The sequence below is a fragment of the Micrococcaceae bacterium Sec5.1 genome (assembly GCA_039636795.1).
Classification (GTDB): domain Bacteria; phylum Actinomycetota; class Actinomycetes; order Actinomycetales; family Micrococcaceae; genus Arthrobacter.
The window spans coordinates 5,187,741-5,204,436 of the sequence record CP143430.1 but is presented as its reverse complement, the minus strand read 5'-3'; the positions used below and the strand labels follow the sequence as shown (position 1 = coordinate 5,204,436).

The window sequence follows — 16,696 nt, the reverse complement described above, 5'->3', positions numbered from 1 at the left end:
ACAACGCGCGACGGCGGTGGGTCGCCGTCGTGCGTTTGCGTGAAGTCTGGAATCAACGCGGCCCGCGTGCTACGACTGTTCCGGGGAGCGAACCCGGCGAGTCCAAGGAGCAAATCATGGCTGACGAAAAGCCTGTCCTCGTGGTCGGCGCCACCGGCTACCTTGGCAGTCAGGTGGTTGATGCACTTCTCAAGCGCGGCAAGAGCGTCCGTGCGCTGGTCCGGGCAAAATCCAACGCGGGCAAGCTTGAAGCCAGAGGTGTCGAAATTGTGCGGGGCGACATGCTCGATGTGGCGTCCCTGATCCACGCGATGACAGGCGTAGCCGGCGTCATTTCGACGGCCGCCGGGTACACGCGGAACGACAAGAACGCCAATGCAATCGATACCTTTGGGTACAGCAACCTGGCTGTCGCCGCCCAACAAACGGGCGTTCCCAGGTTCGTTCTCATCAGCATCCTCACCTGTGATCTGACGCCCCAAGTTCCGCACTTTTGGCACAAGAAGCAGGCCGAGGATACGTTCGAACAGCTGGGCGTCCCTTTCGTTGCGCTTCGTCCCGGTGCGTTCTTCGACCAGACCGCCGGGATGGGCGGCGATCCTCTGGCGAAGGGTCGCGTCATGTGGATCGGTTCGAAGGACACCCCGCTGACCTTCGTCCTCACGAGCGACCTCGCGGGTTATCTGGCGGATGCCGTGGATGCGGAGATAGCTAATGGCGAACGCATCGACATTGGCTGGACCCGGCCCGTCAGCATGTCAGAAGCGGCGGGTCTCCTGTCCAAGCATGGCGAGGCGGACGGCAAGGACATCAAGATCATGGCCGTTCCGACGCCGGTGCTCAAGGGCTTGGGCAAAGTCACCTCGCGCTTTGCCCCGCTGGTAAGCGATATGGCCAGCATGTCGGCGTGGTTCGAGACGGGCCGATACGTTGCCAACACCAGCCGGCAAGCTGAAGTTTTTGGTCCGCCGCCCACTCCTGAGGACGCCATCGCACGGTTCGCAGCGGGTTTCGGGCACTGATCGGGGCCACTCCGAGCACGCGTGGTAGGCGAACAATGACGGGCACAATCTTTCGCGCGTCGCAAATTGAGAAGTATGCTTACGATATCGACGCAGTTCCGTGATCACCCGTTCGCGGGCCGGTCGGAAGTGAGAGGAGCACGACATGAGAATAGGTTCTTCCATAGCACTGATCGCCATTGGAGCGATTCTGGCCTTTGCGCTTGCCCCCGGACTCATCCCCTTCGTGGACCAAGTCCTGATCGGCTACATCCTGATGGCTGTAGGCGTATTGGGCCTGATTATTTCCATCATCATGGCAGGCCGCACCCGGCGTACTGACCATGTCGTGGAGCGGCGTGATGCTCCAGAGACCATCATCGACCGGCGCCCGCGTCCCGAAGTTTAGCTCTCTCTAAAGCAAGAAAAACGCACGACGGCGGGAGGTCGCCGTCGTGCGTTTCTGCGCCTGCAGTCCGGGCGCAAAAGCTCCAACGCAAGGGCGCCGTCGTTCCCCTCAGGTCAGTGGTGTTTCCCAGGCGAATCCGTCAGGATCGGTAAAGGTGCCTGCATCACCGCTGATGAGGAGCCGGTGAGAGCCGGTGCCGTCAGGTGACACGCCGGCGGTCTTGGCCAGCGCCCCGCGTTTGTTGAGCGTCAGCTTGACGGGACCGGTATCAAACTCCACGTACCGGCTGCCGAAACTCTTGGCCATGGTGAGGCCTCGGTCGAGATAGAACTGTTTGCTGGCAGCCACATCCGCGACTCCCAGTTGGAGCACTATCGCATCGATCTGCAGATCGGCCGGGCCAGTGTCTTTCTTTGACGAGGATGCGACTGTCCAGATCGTGCCGTCCGGAGCTTGGACTACTCCGCCGTACCCCCACAGGGATTTGGCGGCTGGCTTGATGATAGTCGCGCCGGCGTCATGGGCGTTGCCGATAAGACTGTTTACGGTGGCCGGCTGGGAGACAACAAGCGACATCGTAAATCCGCGAAAGCCGGTGATCGGCGCCTCGGATGAACGTACCTGAACCCTGCTGCCCATGCTGAAAACATCAGTGTAGAAGGCCTCCGCCACCTGAATGGCGGGAGCGACCTCGATAATTACAGATTCGATGGCTGCCATGTCAGTCATCCTAGTGAAGAACCAGTGGTCACGGCTGAACACCACGTAGGCTGCTGACATGGAGAAGTCATTCGACGTAGAACTCGTAAATCAGGATGAGTACTTGGTGCGCTGGGCATCCGAAGGGCAGACCGGGGAATCCGTCTTCCGGATCACCCCTGAATTCCTGGCCGAGGCCGGGTTGGACGGCCAGGACGGGCAGTTCATTACTGAAGAGACGGCCAACTTTCTGGCCGAGCACCAACCCGTGATCGACTTCCCCCAGACCATGGACCTGGAGGAGGTTGCCGCAGCTTACCCCGACTTCGCACAGCAACTGCGGAGCCGGCTTGAGGCACGCTGATCTAACCCACTGACCTAACCCACTGACTCGTCCACGGGTAGGTCGTACTGCAGATGCCCGCGGTGCACCCTCACTCCGGCCGTAGGGACGTGGGGGACCAGCTTGGCTCCTGGCATGAGATGGCTGACGGGCAGTGAGTCCAGCAGAACGCAATGATCTGCGATGAGGCGGCGATGGCAGCGCCACCAGAGCGTTTCGCTGCACATGATGGCGGTCTTTTGGTCAGCCGCATCCGCCAAAAGCTGACTCAGGGCTGCGGTGAACTCAGCTGTGCGCATGTACGCCGCGTAGGCCCTGAAAGAGTCGTTGCGCAGGGACGTGTCGGGGGAGCCGGGTGGAAGCTTCCGGAACCCACCCAGTCGCTGTTCCCAGCGATAAGCGATTCCGGCGGCCGGTAGCCACTGCTCCATGTGGGTTCTTCCGAAGTGAGGGTATTTCCGGCTTCCCGGACCAATCCGAACGTCCACTAACGACGCCACGCCAGCCGCCTGCAAAAGGTCCGCAAAGTCGGCCTGGGGTGTGGCGCCATGCCCAACGGTCAGGAGTTTCTGCTCGTTCGGCATCGGCTTGCTCAGCATTGGAACTGGACGTCAAACTCTTCCGGCTTCCGTCCGCTCGAGGCCGTTGCGGCGTCGAGCACGGCCTGGGCGGCCTTTTCCAGCCGGGAAACGTGAAGCACCAGCCCGGGGATTTGCACCACGCGAAGTTCAAACCAGCCGTCCGTGGCCAGCGTTACTCTCGCGGTCAGGGTGATTGCGTTGGCCCGGCAGGCTTCGGTCGTCACTAGTCGGGAGCCAACAAGTGTGAGAGCCAAGCTGACCTCCAGGGCAGCGGAGCGAAAGGCGCCAGCTGCTTGACTCACTTGAGCATACAGAAACTGGCATGTGGAATGTCAATAACATTCCTGAGTTTCGCGGTTGTGTCAGCCGTCCACGTCGGCCGTCAGAAGCTCACCATTGAAGTACTCCAGCTTCCAGCCATCGGAGGCGTGGTGATGGGCGAGATTCAGTACGGCATTGTGGACGCTGTCCAGCGTGCGTCCAATCGCGCGGCTCAGTGACAGCCGGATCAACGTACCGTGGGTTACCACCAGGACGCGCTGTCCCGAAAATTCCTGTGCCAATTGTTCCAGGGCATCCATGCCGCGGCTGGCTGCGTCATCATCGCTCTCGCCCCCGCGGAAACCGCCTGGGATGCGAAGTGCCTCGAGTTCCGGCCCGGCTTGCAGCCCTTCTGCCGGTCCGAAGCTTCGCTCAATAAGCTCCGGAACCCGCCGGGCGACCCGGAGGCCCAGGCCTTCTGCAATCAGGTCGGCGGTTTCTGCGGCACGGCTCAAAGGTGAGGAAACGATTGCGTCCCATTCGTAATTGGCCAAAGTGGCAACGGCGTCACGCGCCTGTTGGCGTCCGACGTCGTTCAGCGGAATGTCAGTGGCCCCCTGCAACCGACGCTCCGCGTTCCAGTTGGTCTGGCCATGGCGGACGAGGGCGAAGGTAGTAAGGGTCATGCCTTCCATTGTGCCTTCCGGCCGTCCAGACCGCAGTTCCGTGCGTCACGTGAGGAAAACGTCCGACGGCGGGAGGTCGCCGTCGGACGCTTGTTGCCGTTGGTGTCAGGCGGCGTCGTGGATAGTGATCCGGTAGCCGTCCGGATCTGCAAAGGTGAAGGTGCGCCCGAACGGCCCATCGATGGGTGCTGCCGTGATCTGCGTGCCATGGGCGGAGAGGGCGTCGTGGAGTTCCTGGGCGTCCGTTGCCCGCAGCCACAAGGCAATTCCTTCGCCGGGTTGCGGGAGCGAATCCAGCTCGGTTTCCGGCAGTGGCTCCCGCACCGCAAAGGCGACCGGCTTGGTATCGAAAACAACTGCATGCGGCGGACCGGCCACCGAGCGCGTCAGCCCGAGTTGCTGCTCGTAGAACAGTGCCGAACGTTCAAGGTCGCGGACCTGCAGCGAAATGAAATCTGGACCGATTGTTGCCATGCTTGCTCTCCTCGTTATGTCAGTATGTTGACATGAACAACGTATGTCAGAATATTGACATGAGTCAAGACGGCAGTGGCGTGGATCTGGACACCTCCCTGGGCTATCTCCTGAAGCAAGTGCACAGCGCTTTGCGGAGCGCAATGGACGCTGCCCTCCGGCCCCTCGGGATGACAGTGGCGCAGTACGCATGCCTTGAACTCCTGGCGCAACGGCCCGGCCTCTCCAATTCCGAGCTTGCCCGCGGCGCCTTCGTGTCGCGGCAGTCAATGAACGTGCTTCTGCAGGCGCTCGAGCGGGACGGGTTGGTTTCCCGGCCGGCGCAGCCTGTTGCCGGGCGGGCACTCCCCGTGAAGCTAACTCCGCTCGGAAGCAGGCGATTGAAGGCAGCCAGTGCGGCCGCGAATGAAGTGGAGGGCCGATTGCGGCAGGGCCTGACGGCGGACGAGCAGCAGCATTTGCGGTCCCTGCTCGGCTCGCGGCTGGCGGAACTCGGAGGAGACTAAGCGGCGTCCTCACGGATGGCCCGTTTCCCTTCCGAGCCAATACTAAGTATCCTGATGACTTATCTGGTGAATCCGGATGATGCTGTTTGACGCAGGACTGCTCAAGCCGTAGCGGTTACGCCGAACAGGGCGGCCGCGCGGCTCTCGTGAAAGTTTGATCGGCGGCGTTGCCTGGTAGCAACGGACACTGTTAGGGTCCGATGCACACAAGGTGGGCCTGAAGGGCGTGACAATTCGTGGGCAACAATGACGAGGCCGTGGAGTTCCACGTGACCGATTCCAGTGCGGCTGCCACCATCATCGATGGCCGCTACCAGCTGGGACCTGTTTTGGGCCGGGGAGCCATGTCCACGGTGTACCGCGCCGCGGACTTGCTCCTTGGCCGGGACGTAGCAATCAAGATCTTTCTGCCTGGCTCTGGCGACGACTCGTTCAGGGCCCGTCAGGAAACCGAGATGCGGCTGCTCGCCGGCTTTGACCATCCAGGCCTGGTGGCCGCCTTCGATGCGGGCGTTGATACCCGCAATGACGAAGAGCGCGCCTACCTCGTCATGGAACTCGCAGGGGGTCGTGACCTGAAGGCCGTATTGTCCGAAGGGCCCCTGACACATCCCGAAACCACGCGCATTGGCGAGCGACTGGCTGGCGCCCTTGCCCAGGTGCATGCCCAAGGCGTCATTCACCGCGACATCAAGCCGGCAAACATCCTGGTTTCCGACGGGCCCGATGGCGCCGAATCTGTGAAACTGGCTGATTTCGGAGTCGCCTTGGTAATGGAGGACAACCGCCTCACCGCCACTGGGTTCACTGTCGGCACAGCCCAGTACCTCAGTCCGGAGCAGGCACAAGGCCTGCACCTGACGCCCGCCAGCGACATCTACTCTTTGGGTTTGGTGCTCTTGGAATGCCTCACCGGCAAACCCGAATACCCAGGAACCCCGGTAGAGACGGCCTCGGCACGCCTTCATCGGGCACCCGAGATCCCGGAAGACCTCCCCAACGGGCTGCGCGGACTCCTCCAGGCAATGACGGACATGGATCCGGAGCGGCGCCCGAAGGCCTCGGAGGTCGAGGAAGTCTTGGCGGGCCGACGTCGGAAGCTGCCGCCTATGGCAACGGCAATCTTGCCGTCGGTGCCAGCAGCCCCGTCGCTGGCATCGGTGCCGGCTGTGCCGTCACGGCCGCCGCATGTCCAGGTTTCGAGCCGCGGTCCGGCAGCTGCGGCACCGGGAAGGCGTGCTTCCGCTACTGGTTCAAAGACTCTCGGAAAGAGGCCGAAGATCCTCGCCGGGCTGGTTGCGGCGGCCCTCGCCGTTCCTGTCGGGCTCGCGTTGGTCACTAATGGCGTCTTTTCGGCAGAGACTTCAGCCGAGCCCACACGACAGGTGGATCCTGGTGTCTCCGTCATTGAGTCCCAGCCGAGTGGGCCGGCTCCCGTGGAGACTGCACCGCCGGCCGTTGCGCCTGCCGTCGAAGTCGTGGATGTTCCAGATCAGCCAGCGGTTCCGGTGCCAGCCGTTAAAGCCCCTGAGCCTGCCCAAGATGGTGGAAATACGGAGCCCCAAGACGTCGCGGATGCCAAGAGCGGCGGAAAGAGCGACGCCAGGTCCGAAAAGGGCAAGGGGAACGGTCGGGGGTAACGCCCTTGGTGGGAAACGCGCGACGGCGGCAGGTCGCCGTCGTGCGTTTTCTTGCCTGGCGTGCCGCTACGGTTCGGAAGGGAAGCTCACCGCTACCGTGGTTCCGCCGCCGGCTGTCTCGGAGAGTGTGAGTTCGCCGCCGTGGGCCTTGGCGATGCTGCTGCAGGTGGCGAGTCCCAGGCCGGAGCCAGGTCCGTCACCTTCGCGGCGCAGGCGCACCAATGGTTCCAGGACCTTGGCCCGGTCTGCCGCGTGGATGCCCTTTCCGTTGTCGGCCACGAAGATGGTGGCGCCATGATAATTGGAGACGCCGCTGATCCGGACGTGCAGATCCCTTTCGGGGCTGCGATAGTTCATGGCGTTGGACAGCAGATTCTGTAGCAATGTGCGCAGTTGGCCCTTGTCTGCCTGGAGATTCAGGTCCCGCACTTCAAGGATGTCGTCCTCGATGCCCAGGTCCCGGGCCACCTCGCCTGCCGCCTCTTTAAGTGAGACCTGCTGTGGCTGGATGCCGCCGCCCACCCTCGAATAACTCAGGACGTCTTCCAGCATCCCCAGCATCCGGCGGCCACTCGCCCCGATCCGGCTCAGGTATTTAGCTGCCACGCTGTCTGCTTGGACGTCGGGATCATCCTCCACCAACTCCACGTAACCCAGGATGGTGGTGAGCGGAATGCGAAGATCATGGCTGACACGGCCCGCGAACCCAGCCAACTTGGCATTGCTCTCCCGCAGCTCGGCATAGGTGCGATCCAGCTGGACGGTGCGGTGCTGCAGCTCCAACAGTTCCACCACCTGCTTGGCGAGGACCTCCAGCATGCTGACTTGCTCGGGTCGTATCTCCATGGCCTTATCGGAAAAGACGCACAAGGTACCGGGAACGAATCCTGATTCTGTTTGCAGTGGAACCGAAGCGTAGAACCGAACCCTGCCCAATTCACCGGTGACGAATGGGTTGTCGACGGATCGTGGATCCAGCGAAGCGTCGGGGATAACGGTGATCTCGCGGGAGAGAAACACCTTGGCACACATGGAATCTTCTCGTGAGCACATACCCGGTTCCACGCCCCACGCACCAATTTGGTATTGGTACTCGGCGCTGATGATGTTGACTACCCCGAAAGGGGCGCCGCAAAGCTCAGTGGCAAGGCGAACGAGGTTCTGCAGCGCGCTCATTATGGCGGCATTGGGAAGCAGGGTGGAATCCTCGCCGGGGTCCAGGCCGTACTCCCGCAACTCCAGATCCCGGCTAAAGTCTCCGGTGAAGGCCAGTTGGCCTTTTGCACCTTTCATCAAGAATTTCCCCCAGGCTTCTTTAGGATTCCTTGCCGATCCTACCGGGAGGTTAGTGCGGTTGGATTGTCACACGGTTTGGGTCGGCGCCGGCCCTTATCTGCGGCAATTGGTGTAAGTACACTGGAACGCATGACCGAGCAGGAACCGGCTGGGGTTACTGAAGTTATCGACCTCTCCCTGCGCACTCCGGCCCAGCGATCCCGTACTTTCATGGGGATCCTGGTGAACACCGCCCTGGCAAATATCACCACAAGCTATCTCTGGTTCGCCCTGACGTTCTGGGTTTACCTGGAAACGCGCAATGTGATTGCCACCGGGGTAGTCGGAGGAGCCTACATGCTGCTGATTGCGCTCTCCAGCATCAGCTTCGGGACGTTCGTGGACAGGTATCGGAAGCTTGCCATAATGCGCTTTGCCGCTGGGTTCACCCTGGTGATGTTCGTGCTGTCAGGAGTGATGTTTCTCCTCACCCCCACGAGTCTTCTGCTGGACCTGACACAGCCGTGGTTCTGGGTCTTCACTCTGATCACCCTTGTGGGTGCCGTCGTGGAAAACCTTCGCAACATTGCCCTCTCCACCACCGTCACCATCCTTATCGAGCCTGATCGCCGGGCCAATGCCAATGGCATGGTGGGGATGGTGCAGGGGCTCATGTTCATTGTTACTTCGGTCCTGTCCGGATTGTCAGTGGGCCTGCTGGGCATGGGCTGGACCATTGTGGCTTCACTGGTTTTCACCGCGTTGGCGTTCGCACACCTACTCACTTTGCGAATGCCCGAAGAGGTGCAAGCGGCAGCCACTGACGCAAAGGGCGGTTTCGACTTCCGTGGCTCGCTTGCCGCTGTGCTGGCTATCTCCGGGCTGTTTGCATTGATCATATTTTCCACGTTCAACAACTTCGTGGGCGGTGTGTACATGGCTTTGATGGATCCGTACGGATTGGAAATGTTCTCCGTTGAGATGTGGGGAACGTTCTTCGCCGTAGGCTCCACCGGATTCCTTGTGGGCGGTGCGCTGGTGGGAAAGTTTGGGCTGGGCTCCAATCCCTTGCGGACCATGCTCATCGTTGTGGCCGCCATGGGGTTCCTTGGTGCAGTGTTCACCCTGCGTGAATGGGCGTGGCTATATGTGGCTGGCATCTGGCTGTATCTGGCTTTGGTTCCCATCGTGGAAGCCGCCGAGCAGACGGTCATCCAACAGGTGGTTCCCCTCAACCGGCAGGGCAGGGTATTCGGATTCGCCATGGCCTTCGAGTCCGCCGCAGCGCCGATCACAGCGTTCCTCATCGCCCCGCTCGCCCAGTTCTGGATCATCCCGTACGCCCGCTCCGCAGAGGGCGCCGCGCAACTGGAACCGCTGCTGGGTCAAGGTACGTCGCGCGGGATCGCCCTCGTGTTCCTGGTCTCCGGCATCATTCTCATTCTCGCGGCACTGATCGCGTTCCTGACGCCTGTTTACCGCAGGGTCTCGGCGTCGTACGTGGAGACGGCATCCCAGTCGATGTGATGGCCGTAGAGCCAATCGAAGTTGTCGGCCGCCTTCCGCGCCAGTCCCCGGAAAATAGCGCGCATAGCCAGGTCCTGAAACACCCGGGTGAACTGATTCCTGACCTTGGGTTCTGAATTCCGGCGGCCCCATGCCACCACCGTCTCGGCACGCGGCCGGCGCTCCGCTTCGTAAGCCGCAAACCTGGCAGGGAGGCTTCCCCGTTCTGTGTCGTCCCTTGTGGCTCCCCGAAGGGCCCGTCCAAGGATCACTGCGTCCTCGATTGCCATGGACGCGCCCTGCCCCGAGGACGGGGAGGAGGCGTGAGCGGCATCGCCGACCAGGACCATCCTGCCGCGGTGCCAGCGGGGAACGCTGGGGAAATCGAAAGTTGAATAGGGCTTGATGATGTCTTCCGTGGCGCGAATGAGGGCCGCCATCGGTGTCCGATCTCCGGCCACCAGCCCGGTCAGCCAATCCCTGAGTTCTTCCTGGCCCAGCAATGACGGATCGGAGCTGGAGCGCTGCAGAGGATTTGCGAACCACCAGATCCGGCCGTCCGGGCTGGGCATGTAACAGTAGAAGCAGCGCTTGCCGAACACCATCTTCATGCGCCCCGGAGGCACGCCCAGATCCACATCCTTGAGCGACAAGGCGGCAGTGTTGGCAGGAATGATGCCGCCCGTGTTGAGCAGCGGGATGGTGCGGGGTGCGGGCGAGGCGGGGTCGATCAGCGGCCGCACCGCCGAGCGCAGCCCGTCGGCCCCCACCAGCAGGTCGCCGCGCGCGGAGGTACCGTCGTCGAAAACGGCCGTGACGCCGTCGGGCAGTTCCTCCACCGCTGTCAGTCGCCTGCCGTGCTCGATCCGGATCCCGCGGCGGACTGACTCCTCGTGCAAGAGGGCGTATAGCTCCGAGCGGGTCATGGTCCGGGCCGTGGTGCCATCCGGGAGGGTGCCGCCGAAATCGAAATCGATCAGGTGGCGACCCGTGCTGCCCAGATACATGGACATGAGCGGGGTGCTGAAGCCCAGTTGCGAAGCTTCCTCCTTGAGGCCCAGAGTGTCCAGGGCGTCGAAACCGTTGACGGCGAGGGTAAGGAAGGCGCCGACACCCTCAGAATGCCCCTTGTGCGCTTCAAAAACGGTGGCGGAGTGGCCTGCTTTCTGGAGTGAGAGGGCCGTGGAAAGGCCGGCTACGCCGGATCCGATGACAAGGCAATTCAACATGGGAGCTCCTTGGGAATTTATTTCGTTCGGTTAAAAGAAATATAATCCTGAGTGGTGGGCAGGTCAATCGTTTCGGTCAAGCGAAAGATTTTGCTAGCCTCGGAGCATGACGAATCAGGGGCAACGCGAAGCTCTGCTGGAAGCTGTTTATGCCTCGGGCAGGGAGCTGTCCACGGCCGCCATCATGTTCCACACCACACTGTCTGAACTGCGGGGCCTGTCGGCGACCGAGGGCAAGGCGATCGATATCCTGCTGCGCCACGGCCCAATGACGGCGGGTGAATTCGGTGAACACTCCGGGCTGGCCCCAGCATCGGTCACCGGACTCATGCAGCGACTCGAAAGCAAAGGCGTGGCCCGGCGGGTCAAGCACGGCGAGGACAAGCGGAAGGTCCTGATCGAGCTCGTCGGTGACCAGGTTGCCGCCGCTGCACCCTACTTCACCGATTTCATGGCCGGGATGGCCGCGCTGCTGGAAGGCTACAGCGACGACGAACTCCGGATTATCGCCGACTACTCAAGCAAGGCTGCCCGCGTCCAGCAGGAGGCGGCCGTTCGGCTGAGCCAGTGAGTTGGCTGTGGGACTTCCCCACCATGACCGTCGCCTTCTCAGAGGGTCCCTTTCAGTACCTGTAACGGCAGGGGCTCCCGCTCGCCGTCGTCAGCTGTTTTGCTGGAATGAATCGAACTTTGCCGCCGAGGGGGACATTCTTGATGCCAATGAGGAAGCAAACTCTGGTCGTGATCACGGCGCTGACCCTCGCCCTTACCGGGTGCACGACGGCTTCGGGCAGTCCAGCCACGACAAACACAGCGACGACGCCGCAGGAAACTGCCCGCACGGAGGAAACCCAAACGATGACAGCCAAAGAGACCCCCGAAGACACTCCAATCAGCATCCAGATCGACGGACGGACCGTGAACGGAAGTCTGTCGGGGAACGCGACCGCCCGCTCACTGATTGACCAGTTTCCCCTGACGCTGTCCTTCACTGACTTTGGCGGTCAGGAGAAGCATGCTGAACTACCGGCGCCCTTGTCCCTCGACGGCGTTCCGGCCGGCGATGACGCTGATCCGCTGACGATCGGGTACTACACGCCGGGCCAGACACTGGTCCTTTACTACGAACCTGTGGGGCATTTCACCGGAATTGTGCGGATTGGAAACTTCGAGGACCTTGCGGCAATCCGTGATCGCAACGGACGTTTCGAAGCCACCCTGAGCCTGAGGGACTGAACGCCAGCCGCCTAAGGGACTGGCTCATGGCATCCGTGGAGGGGCGAAGCACAGAAGCCCGTTGCCCGTCCCACCGTTATCCGCGCCAAGGCGTCAGCCGCGGCCACCATCCCGGAACGTTGCGCCGGTACTCGAGGTACTGCTCGCCGTACGTCTCAGTGAGGGTGGGTTCCTCGTAACCCTTCACGAAAGTGACGACGGCGATGAGAAGCACCCCGGCGTAGACCACCAGCCACCAACTGCCGAAGAGCAGGGCTTGTCCGAGGATAGTCGCGAGCACCGCGAGGTACATGGGATTGCGCACGAATCGATAAACCCCGGTCAGCACCAGCGTCTGGGTCGGCGCAACCGGCGCGGGTGTTCCCCGGTGAAGGGCGAACAGCGCGAAGGCGTAGAGCAGGAAAGCCACACCTAGGGTGATCGCGATCCAGGCGACGGGCACCACCAGCCACGCCACGCCGTCCCAGTCGTAAAGCCGCCATCCAGAGATGAGCCACGGGATGAGACCTGCCACGATGCCGGGCGCGAGGAAAAGGAAGACGATGGTCCCAATCCAGGCGCGCGTTGACTGACTCATGGCAGTCAGGTTAGTCCTCGGCTTGAGGGCCGGCGCAACTCACGCCGCCAGCCAAGCCCCCGCCATTTTCGATCCTGCCAGGGCCGGCAGGGCGGGCAGGGACACCAGATCCGGATCAGCTGGGCCGGGATCAACACGAACCGGCAACTCGTGGAGCATCGCGTAGCCCTGGAGTTGTTCAAGTGCATCCGGCTCAATCATGGCCCCGGTAAGGTCCATCTCGACGTCCCTGCCGTCGGCCAGGCTGTTGGTGCGTTGGACGATTGGATACAGCGCGTGGAGATTGGAGGTGGTCACGTGACCGGTTGCTGCGATCTGGATCTGTGCTCCGTCAAGGTCGACTCGAACAACTACAGAGAGCTTCTCGCTGGTCAATATGCTGCCTTTCATCCGTTCGCTGCCACGCTGCAGCCACCCCAGCGTAGGCAGCAAATGTGATCTGCGCAACATCACGACGTGACCTTCCTCCCGAGCAGGCAGCAACTGGAGGTCATTTTCGCCTTCTGAACATGCTTTCCCTGCGCCGTGGAATCTTGACTGAATCTTGAGATGACCCGGCGTCCTTCTTGAGGGCCCCGTCCCATGGTTGAACTATCAGCCAATGGAGTTGATGGGAACTTTCAGGAAGGACCACCGAAATGCCTGACCAGATCGCAGCCACGTCCCTGAATACTGGAGCTGCCCACGTGACGTCCGACCCCTTCCCGCACACGGCAGAGGCTGGCGGCCATGGCGGCGAAGTCCCCGGCCAGGCCCGTGCGGTCACGTCCGTCCGGGAGCACTTCAACCCTCTGGGTATGGGGCTTCGGAGCATCTGGCCGCAGTCGGTGTGTGGTTTCTAGGAACATTTGAACTTTGGCGGGTGGGCACCAGAGGTGCCCGCCCGTGGTCTTGTAGTCGTTCGAGTGGCACCATGGTGACAAGTCACAAAATAATAAGGAGGCTTGTCATCAAAGAGGAGATGAAGAAGGCCGCTGATGCGGCCGAGGAAGCCTCAAACTCACGTGGCCTGGAGATTGTTGCCAGGGCTGGTTATGCCGTCAGCGGACTTCTGCACTTACTCATCGGGGTTATTGCGTTTCAGGTCGCCTTTGGGCGAGGCGGTGAAGCCGACGTCAGTGGCGCTGTCGCCCAACTGGCCGCGCAACCGGTGGGTCCCATCCTGCTCTGGGCGTGCTTCGGCGCCTGCGCTGCCTTGGCCTTGTGGCAATTGGGCAACGCAACCCTCGGCTACCGCAGGAAGTCGGACAACAAGCCTTCCAAGCGGCTTTCCGCAGTTGGCCAGGCGATAGTCTTTGCGGGACTGGCGGCCACTATCCTCTCGTTCACCATGGGCAAGGGAAAAAACAGTCGCGAGTCGGCCAGCGATGTGACTGTGACCCTCATGAAAGCTCCATTCGGGATAGTCCTGCTCGTCGCAATTGGCGCCGGGATCATGATCACCGGCGTCGTGTTCGCGGTGCGCGGCTTCATGAGGACTTTCGAGAAGGACCTGGCGCTGTCCTACAAGGAGCCGGCCCGAAAGTTCCAGTCGGGTGTTGGCGTTGTGGGCTACGTCGCCAAAGGCATAGCCCTGTTGCTCGTTGGCCTGCTGGTGGTCATTGCCGCAGTGCGCGTTCAGCCCGAGCAATCCACAGGACTTGATGGAAGCCTGCGGGCGTTAAGGGAGCAACCGTATGGCCCGTACCTCTTGGCAGCCGTTGCCGTTGGCCTGATCGCCTACGGGCTGTTCCTCATGGTGAAGGCCAAAACGCTCCGGACCTAGCCCTCACAGCGCGTTTAGAGTCGATAGTGCCTGGGTACAGCCAACGGTAGCGTCGAATGCCGGGAATCAGACATCTGAGAAAGGCCAGAACCATGACTCAAGCCGACCCAAGCGGACAGCAAGCAAACGGGGATCATCGCCTTACTTCGGCGCCCAAGGATCCCCGGAGCGGATATCACTCCGAGGAATTTCCCCAGCAGGAACAGGAACAGCCTGGCCTGACCAAGCCCTTGAACCCCCAGCCCGATCATGGTGAATCCAGCTATGTTGGGCACGGTCGCCTCCAGGGCAAGAAAGCCCTGATCACTGGGGGTGACTCAGGCATCGGCGCTGCTGTGGCCATCGCATATGCCCGCGAAGGTGCCGACGTCGCCATCAGCTACCTTCCGGAGGAAGAGGAAGACGCGAAGTCGACGGCGGAATGGATCCGTGAGTGCGGAGCGCAGGCTTTGTTATTGCCAGGAGACGCGCGCGACGAAAAGTTTGCGGCCGAGATTGTGGAGCGCACGGTACAGGAGCTTGGCGGGCTCAACGTCGTGGTCCTGAACGCTGCGTACCAAAAGAACCGTGAGGGCTTGGAAACCATCCCCACCGAGGAATTTGATCGGGTCTTCAAAACCAACCTGTACTCACTGATCTGGACTGCACAAGCTGCGATTCCCCATCTCCGCCCGGGAGCTTCGATCATCGTCACGGCGTCCATTCAGGCCTTTAATCCTTCCGCCCAGCTGGTGGACTATGCCATGACCAAGGCCGCCCAGGTAGCCTTCACCAAAGCCATGGCCGAGGAACTCGGTCCCAAAGGAATCCGCGTTAACGCCGTGGCCCCGGGACCGATTTGGACGCCGTTGATTCCCGCTACCGAGTGGCCGGACAAGCTTCCAACGTTTGGTCAGGACACGCCACTGGGTCGCGCCGGACAACCGGCTGAGCTGGCGCCGGCCTATGTGCTCCTCGCATCTGACGAAGGCTCCTATATTTCTGGAGCTGTGCTGCCGGTGACCGGCGGCAAGGGTCTCTGACCCAGGACAGGAAAGGGTATGCGCGCATGATTGCTGTGCTGGTAATCGATATGCAGAACGCCTTTTTTGAGGAACCGGCCCTGAAGCGGCGTCAGGAAGAGGTTGTTGCTGCCTGCAACTCGTTGACCAGCGCAGCACGCGAGGCAGGGGCAAACGTCCTCTTGGTTGGCACCCAGCACGAGCGGGACAAATCCACATGGAGCCTGAACATGCTGGACGATGACCAAGGATTCATCTTCAGGGGAAGTGAGCAGGCCAGCTTCGTACCTGGCCTGGTGACCGCCGAATTCCCGCAGATGGTCAAAACCCGCGACAGCGCGTTCGTTGGTACGGACTTAGGGATGCGCCTCAGGAACTGGGGTGTGGAAACCGTCATTCTGGCTGGAGTTTCGGCCCACAACTGCATCGCGCAGACCGCTGCTGACGCTTTCGCCCATAACATCCGGGTGATTTACGCGGCTGAAGCCGTGGCAACAGAGAACCCGGAGGCCGCCGAAGCAGTCCTCCGGGTTCTTACCCGTGAATATCGTCAGAAGGTTTTGCCACTCGACGAGGTGCTGAAACTCTTAAAGGGCCCCTGACTGGACTCGATTGGAATCCACAGTTGCCCGCTCCCGTGGGTCCCATCCGGATCCGGCCTAACACTGAGCAGTTCGGGGCCGCGTGCCCAAAAGTAAGGGTTGGCCGGGAACCACTCAGTAGCAGCGTCCGCCCACATGCGCTGCAGGACATCCGGGAATCTTCCTTCCGTTTCGAACACCACCCATTGGCCAGCGGGGATGTCCAAGCGCTCGAAACCTTCCGGAGCGGGTTTGGTTGAAGCCACCGCGTGCCAATAGTCCAGCTCACTGCCTTCGCGGCGCTCTTCGTCAATCTTGTCCGTTACGGACAGGGGCCCCGATGGCTCGACGTCGGCCAGCGCCATCAGACGCTTTGTCGCATCCGGGTCCATGCTGCGTTGAAATTCGATGATTGCAGCGTTAGGACCTTCGTGGACCAGCGGAACCCGGGCTTTGAGGCCGATCAGATGAAAGGCCTCCTTGTTGACTATTCGGTGCTTCATGACAGTATTCCCTTCAATGCGGAGGTGGAACCTTAACTGAGGCTGGGAATGGAGGACTGCGCCAGGTTGCCGTGCTTCTGAGGGAGTCAGCCCATGCATGGCCTTAAAGGCACGTGTGAATGCCTCGGGCGATCCATATCCGTAGCGGAGGGCAACATCCAATACTGTTCCGCCGGCGATGATCTCTGCGGTGGCGGACGTAAGCCGGCGTCGACGAATGTACTCCAAAATCGGAATGCCAGCCAAGGAGGCAAACATCCTCCTGAAGTGATATTCAGACGTCAATGCCGTTCGGGCTAACATGCTGACCTCCACCGATTCGGTAAGGTCCTGCTCGATGAGCTCAAGCGCCCTGGTCCATTCCTGCACTGTCCCTCCATTCCTGATCATCACGCTACGGTGCGGGCTCAGCCGCTGCCCCGA

General features: G+C 61.4%; 22 protein-coding genes. 12 read left to right on the top strand and 10 right to left on the bottom strand.

The window, feature by feature from the left end; translation table 11 throughout:
• Positions 1-116: 116 nt before the first annotated feature.
• Together VUN82_23890 and VUN82_23885 are read left to right on the top strand one after the other, a co-directional pair.
• Positions 117-1,022 (top strand): SDR family oxidoreductase, encoded by a 906-nt coding sequence (locus VUN82_23890; GenBank protein ID XAS72076.1) that lies wholly within the window; start codon positions 117-119, stop codon positions 1,020-1,022.
• Between the two features lie 145 nt (positions 1,023-1,167).
• Entirely contained in the window at positions 1,168-1,410 is a 243-nt protein-coding gene (locus VUN82_23885; protein XAS72075.1) for a DUF6458 family protein, read from the top strand.
• Positions 1,411-1,518: 108 nt separating this feature from the next.
• On the opposite strand, the gene VUN82_23880 is transcribed toward VUN82_23885, so the two are convergent.
• Complete coding sequence (locus VUN82_23880; protein XAS72074.1) at positions 1,519-2,190, bottom strand: glyoxalase; 672 nt, start codon at positions 2,188-2,190, stop codon at positions 1,519-1,521.
• Here VUN82_23880 and VUN82_23875 point away from each other — a divergent pair.
• The gene (locus VUN82_23875) at positions 2,189-2,473 is read left to right on the top strand and encodes a hypothetical protein (GenBank protein ID XAS72073.1); all 285 of its coding nucleotides are present in this window, start codon (positions 2,189-2,191) and stop codon (positions 2,471-2,473) included. The two genes, VUN82_23880 and VUN82_23875, sit on opposite strands and share 2 nt — an antisense overlap.
• A 14-nt stretch (positions 2,474-2,487) precedes the next feature.
• On the opposite strand, the gene VUN82_23870 is transcribed toward VUN82_23875, so the two are convergent.
• The 4 genes from VUN82_23870 to VUN82_23855 form a co-directional block, all read right to left on the bottom strand.
• On the bottom strand, positions 2,488-3,036 hold the full coding sequence (locus tag VUN82_23870; GenBank protein ID XAS72072.1) for a DUF488 domain-containing protein: 549 nt from the start codon (positions 3,034-3,036) through the stop codon (positions 2,488-2,490).
• 8 nt (positions 3,037-3,044) lie between these two features.
• Positions 3,045-3,335 (bottom strand): hypothetical protein, encoded by a 291-nt coding sequence (locus tag VUN82_23865; protein XAS72071.1) that lies wholly within the window; start codon positions 3,333-3,335, stop codon positions 3,045-3,047.
• 60 nt (positions 3,336-3,395) lie between these two features.
• Positions 3,396-3,989 (bottom strand): histidine phosphatase family protein, encoded by a 594-nt coding sequence (locus tag VUN82_23860; protein XAS72070.1) that lies wholly within the window; start codon positions 3,987-3,989, stop codon positions 3,396-3,398.
• Between the two features lie 96 nt (positions 3,990-4,085).
• Entirely contained in the window at positions 4,086-4,454 is a 369-nt protein-coding gene (locus VUN82_23855) for a VOC family protein (protein ID XAS72069.1), read from the bottom strand.
• A 59-nt stretch (positions 4,455-4,513) separates the two neighbouring features.
• Here VUN82_23855 and VUN82_23850 point away from each other — a divergent pair, with 59 nt between their 5' ends.
• Positions 4,514-4,960 (top strand): MarR family transcriptional regulator, encoded by a 447-nt coding sequence (locus VUN82_23850; protein XAS72068.1) that lies wholly within the window; start codon positions 4,514-4,516, stop codon positions 4,958-4,960.
• Between the two features lie 236 nt (positions 4,961-5,196).
• Positions 5,197-6,600, top strand: a complete 1,404-nt coding sequence (locus tag VUN82_23845) for a serine/threonine-protein kinase (protein XAS72067.1) — start codon at positions 5,197-5,199, stop codon at positions 6,598-6,600.
• A gap of 66 nt (positions 6,601-6,666) precedes the next feature.
• Here VUN82_23845 and VUN82_23840 read toward each other — a convergent pair whose 3' ends face one another.
• Positions 6,667-7,893, bottom strand: coding sequence for a GAF domain-containing sensor histidine kinase (locus tag VUN82_23840; GenBank protein ID XAS72066.1), 1,227 nt, complete (start codon positions 7,891-7,893; stop codon positions 6,667-6,669).
• A gap of 132 nt (positions 7,894-8,025) precedes the next feature.
• Here VUN82_23840 and VUN82_23835 point away from each other — a divergent pair, with 132 nt between their 5' ends.
• Positions 8,026-9,402, top strand: a complete 1,377-nt coding sequence (locus tag VUN82_23835) for an MFS transporter (protein ID XAS72065.1) — start codon at positions 8,026-8,028, stop codon at positions 9,400-9,402.
• Here VUN82_23835 and VUN82_23830 read toward each other — a convergent pair.
• A complete protein-coding gene (locus VUN82_23830) occupies positions 9,351-10,610 on the bottom strand; it encodes an NAD(P)/FAD-dependent oxidoreductase (GenBank protein XAS72064.1) in 1,260 nt (419 codons plus the stop codon). The two genes, VUN82_23835 and VUN82_23830, sit on opposite strands and share 52 nt — an antisense overlap.
• A gap of 106 nt (positions 10,611-10,716) precedes the next feature.
• On the opposite strand from VUN82_23830, the gene VUN82_23825 reads away from it, so the two are divergent.
• Complete coding sequence (locus VUN82_23825; protein ID XAS72063.1) at positions 10,717-11,181, top strand: MarR family transcriptional regulator; 465 nt, start codon at positions 10,717-10,719, stop codon at positions 11,179-11,181.
• Between the two features lie 149 nt (positions 11,182-11,330).
• Complete coding sequence (locus VUN82_23820; protein ID XAS72062.1) at positions 11,331-11,846, top strand: cyclophilin-like fold protein; 516 nt, start codon at positions 11,331-11,333, stop codon at positions 11,844-11,846.
• 76 nt (positions 11,847-11,922) lie between these two features.
• Here the strand turns inward: VUN82_23820 and VUN82_23815 are convergent, their stop codons facing one another.
• Entirely contained in the window at positions 11,923-12,423 is a 501-nt protein-coding gene (locus VUN82_23815) for an isoprenylcysteine carboxylmethyltransferase family protein (GenBank protein XAS72061.1), read from the bottom strand.
• Positions 12,424-12,462: 39 nt separating this feature from the next.
• The gene (locus VUN82_23810) at positions 12,463-12,798 is read right to left on the bottom strand and encodes a hypothetical protein (GenBank protein XAS72060.1); all 336 of its coding nucleotides are present in this window, start codon (positions 12,796-12,798) and stop codon (positions 12,463-12,465) included.
• Positions 12,799-13,061: 263 nt separating this feature from the next.
• Here VUN82_23810 and VUN82_23805 point away from each other — a divergent pair, with 263 nt between their 5' ends.
• The 4 genes from VUN82_23805 (at position 13,062) to VUN82_23790 (ending at position 15,791) form a co-directional block, all read left to right on the top strand.
• Positions 13,062-13,265 carry a hypothetical protein gene (locus VUN82_23805; GenBank protein ID XAS72059.1) on the top strand — a complete coding sequence of 68 codons (204 nt, stop codon included), beginning with the start codon at positions 13,062-13,064 and terminating at the stop codon, positions 13,263-13,265.
• Positions 13,266-13,384: 119 nt separating this feature from the next.
• Entirely contained in the window at positions 13,385-14,188 is an 804-nt protein-coding gene (locus tag VUN82_23800; GenBank protein ID XAS72058.1) for a DUF1206 domain-containing protein, read from the top strand.
• A 92-nt stretch (positions 14,189-14,280) separates the two neighbouring features.
• Positions 14,281-15,210: an SDR family oxidoreductase gene (locus VUN82_23795; protein ID XAS72057.1), complete on the top strand. Its 930-nt coding sequence runs from the start codon at positions 14,281-14,283 to the stop codon at positions 15,208-15,210.
• 26 nt (positions 15,211-15,236) lie between these two features.
• Entirely contained in the window at positions 15,237-15,791 is a 555-nt protein-coding gene (locus VUN82_23790; protein XAS72056.1) for an isochorismatase family cysteine hydrolase, read from the top strand.
• Here the strand turns inward: VUN82_23790 and VUN82_23785 are convergent.
• Positions 15,740-16,642 (bottom strand): AraC family transcriptional regulator, encoded by a 903-nt coding sequence (locus VUN82_23785; protein XAS72055.1) that lies wholly within the window; start codon positions 16,640-16,642, stop codon positions 15,740-15,742. The genes VUN82_23790 and VUN82_23785 overlap by 52 nt on opposite strands.
• Positions 16,643-16,696 lie beyond the last annotated feature (54 nt).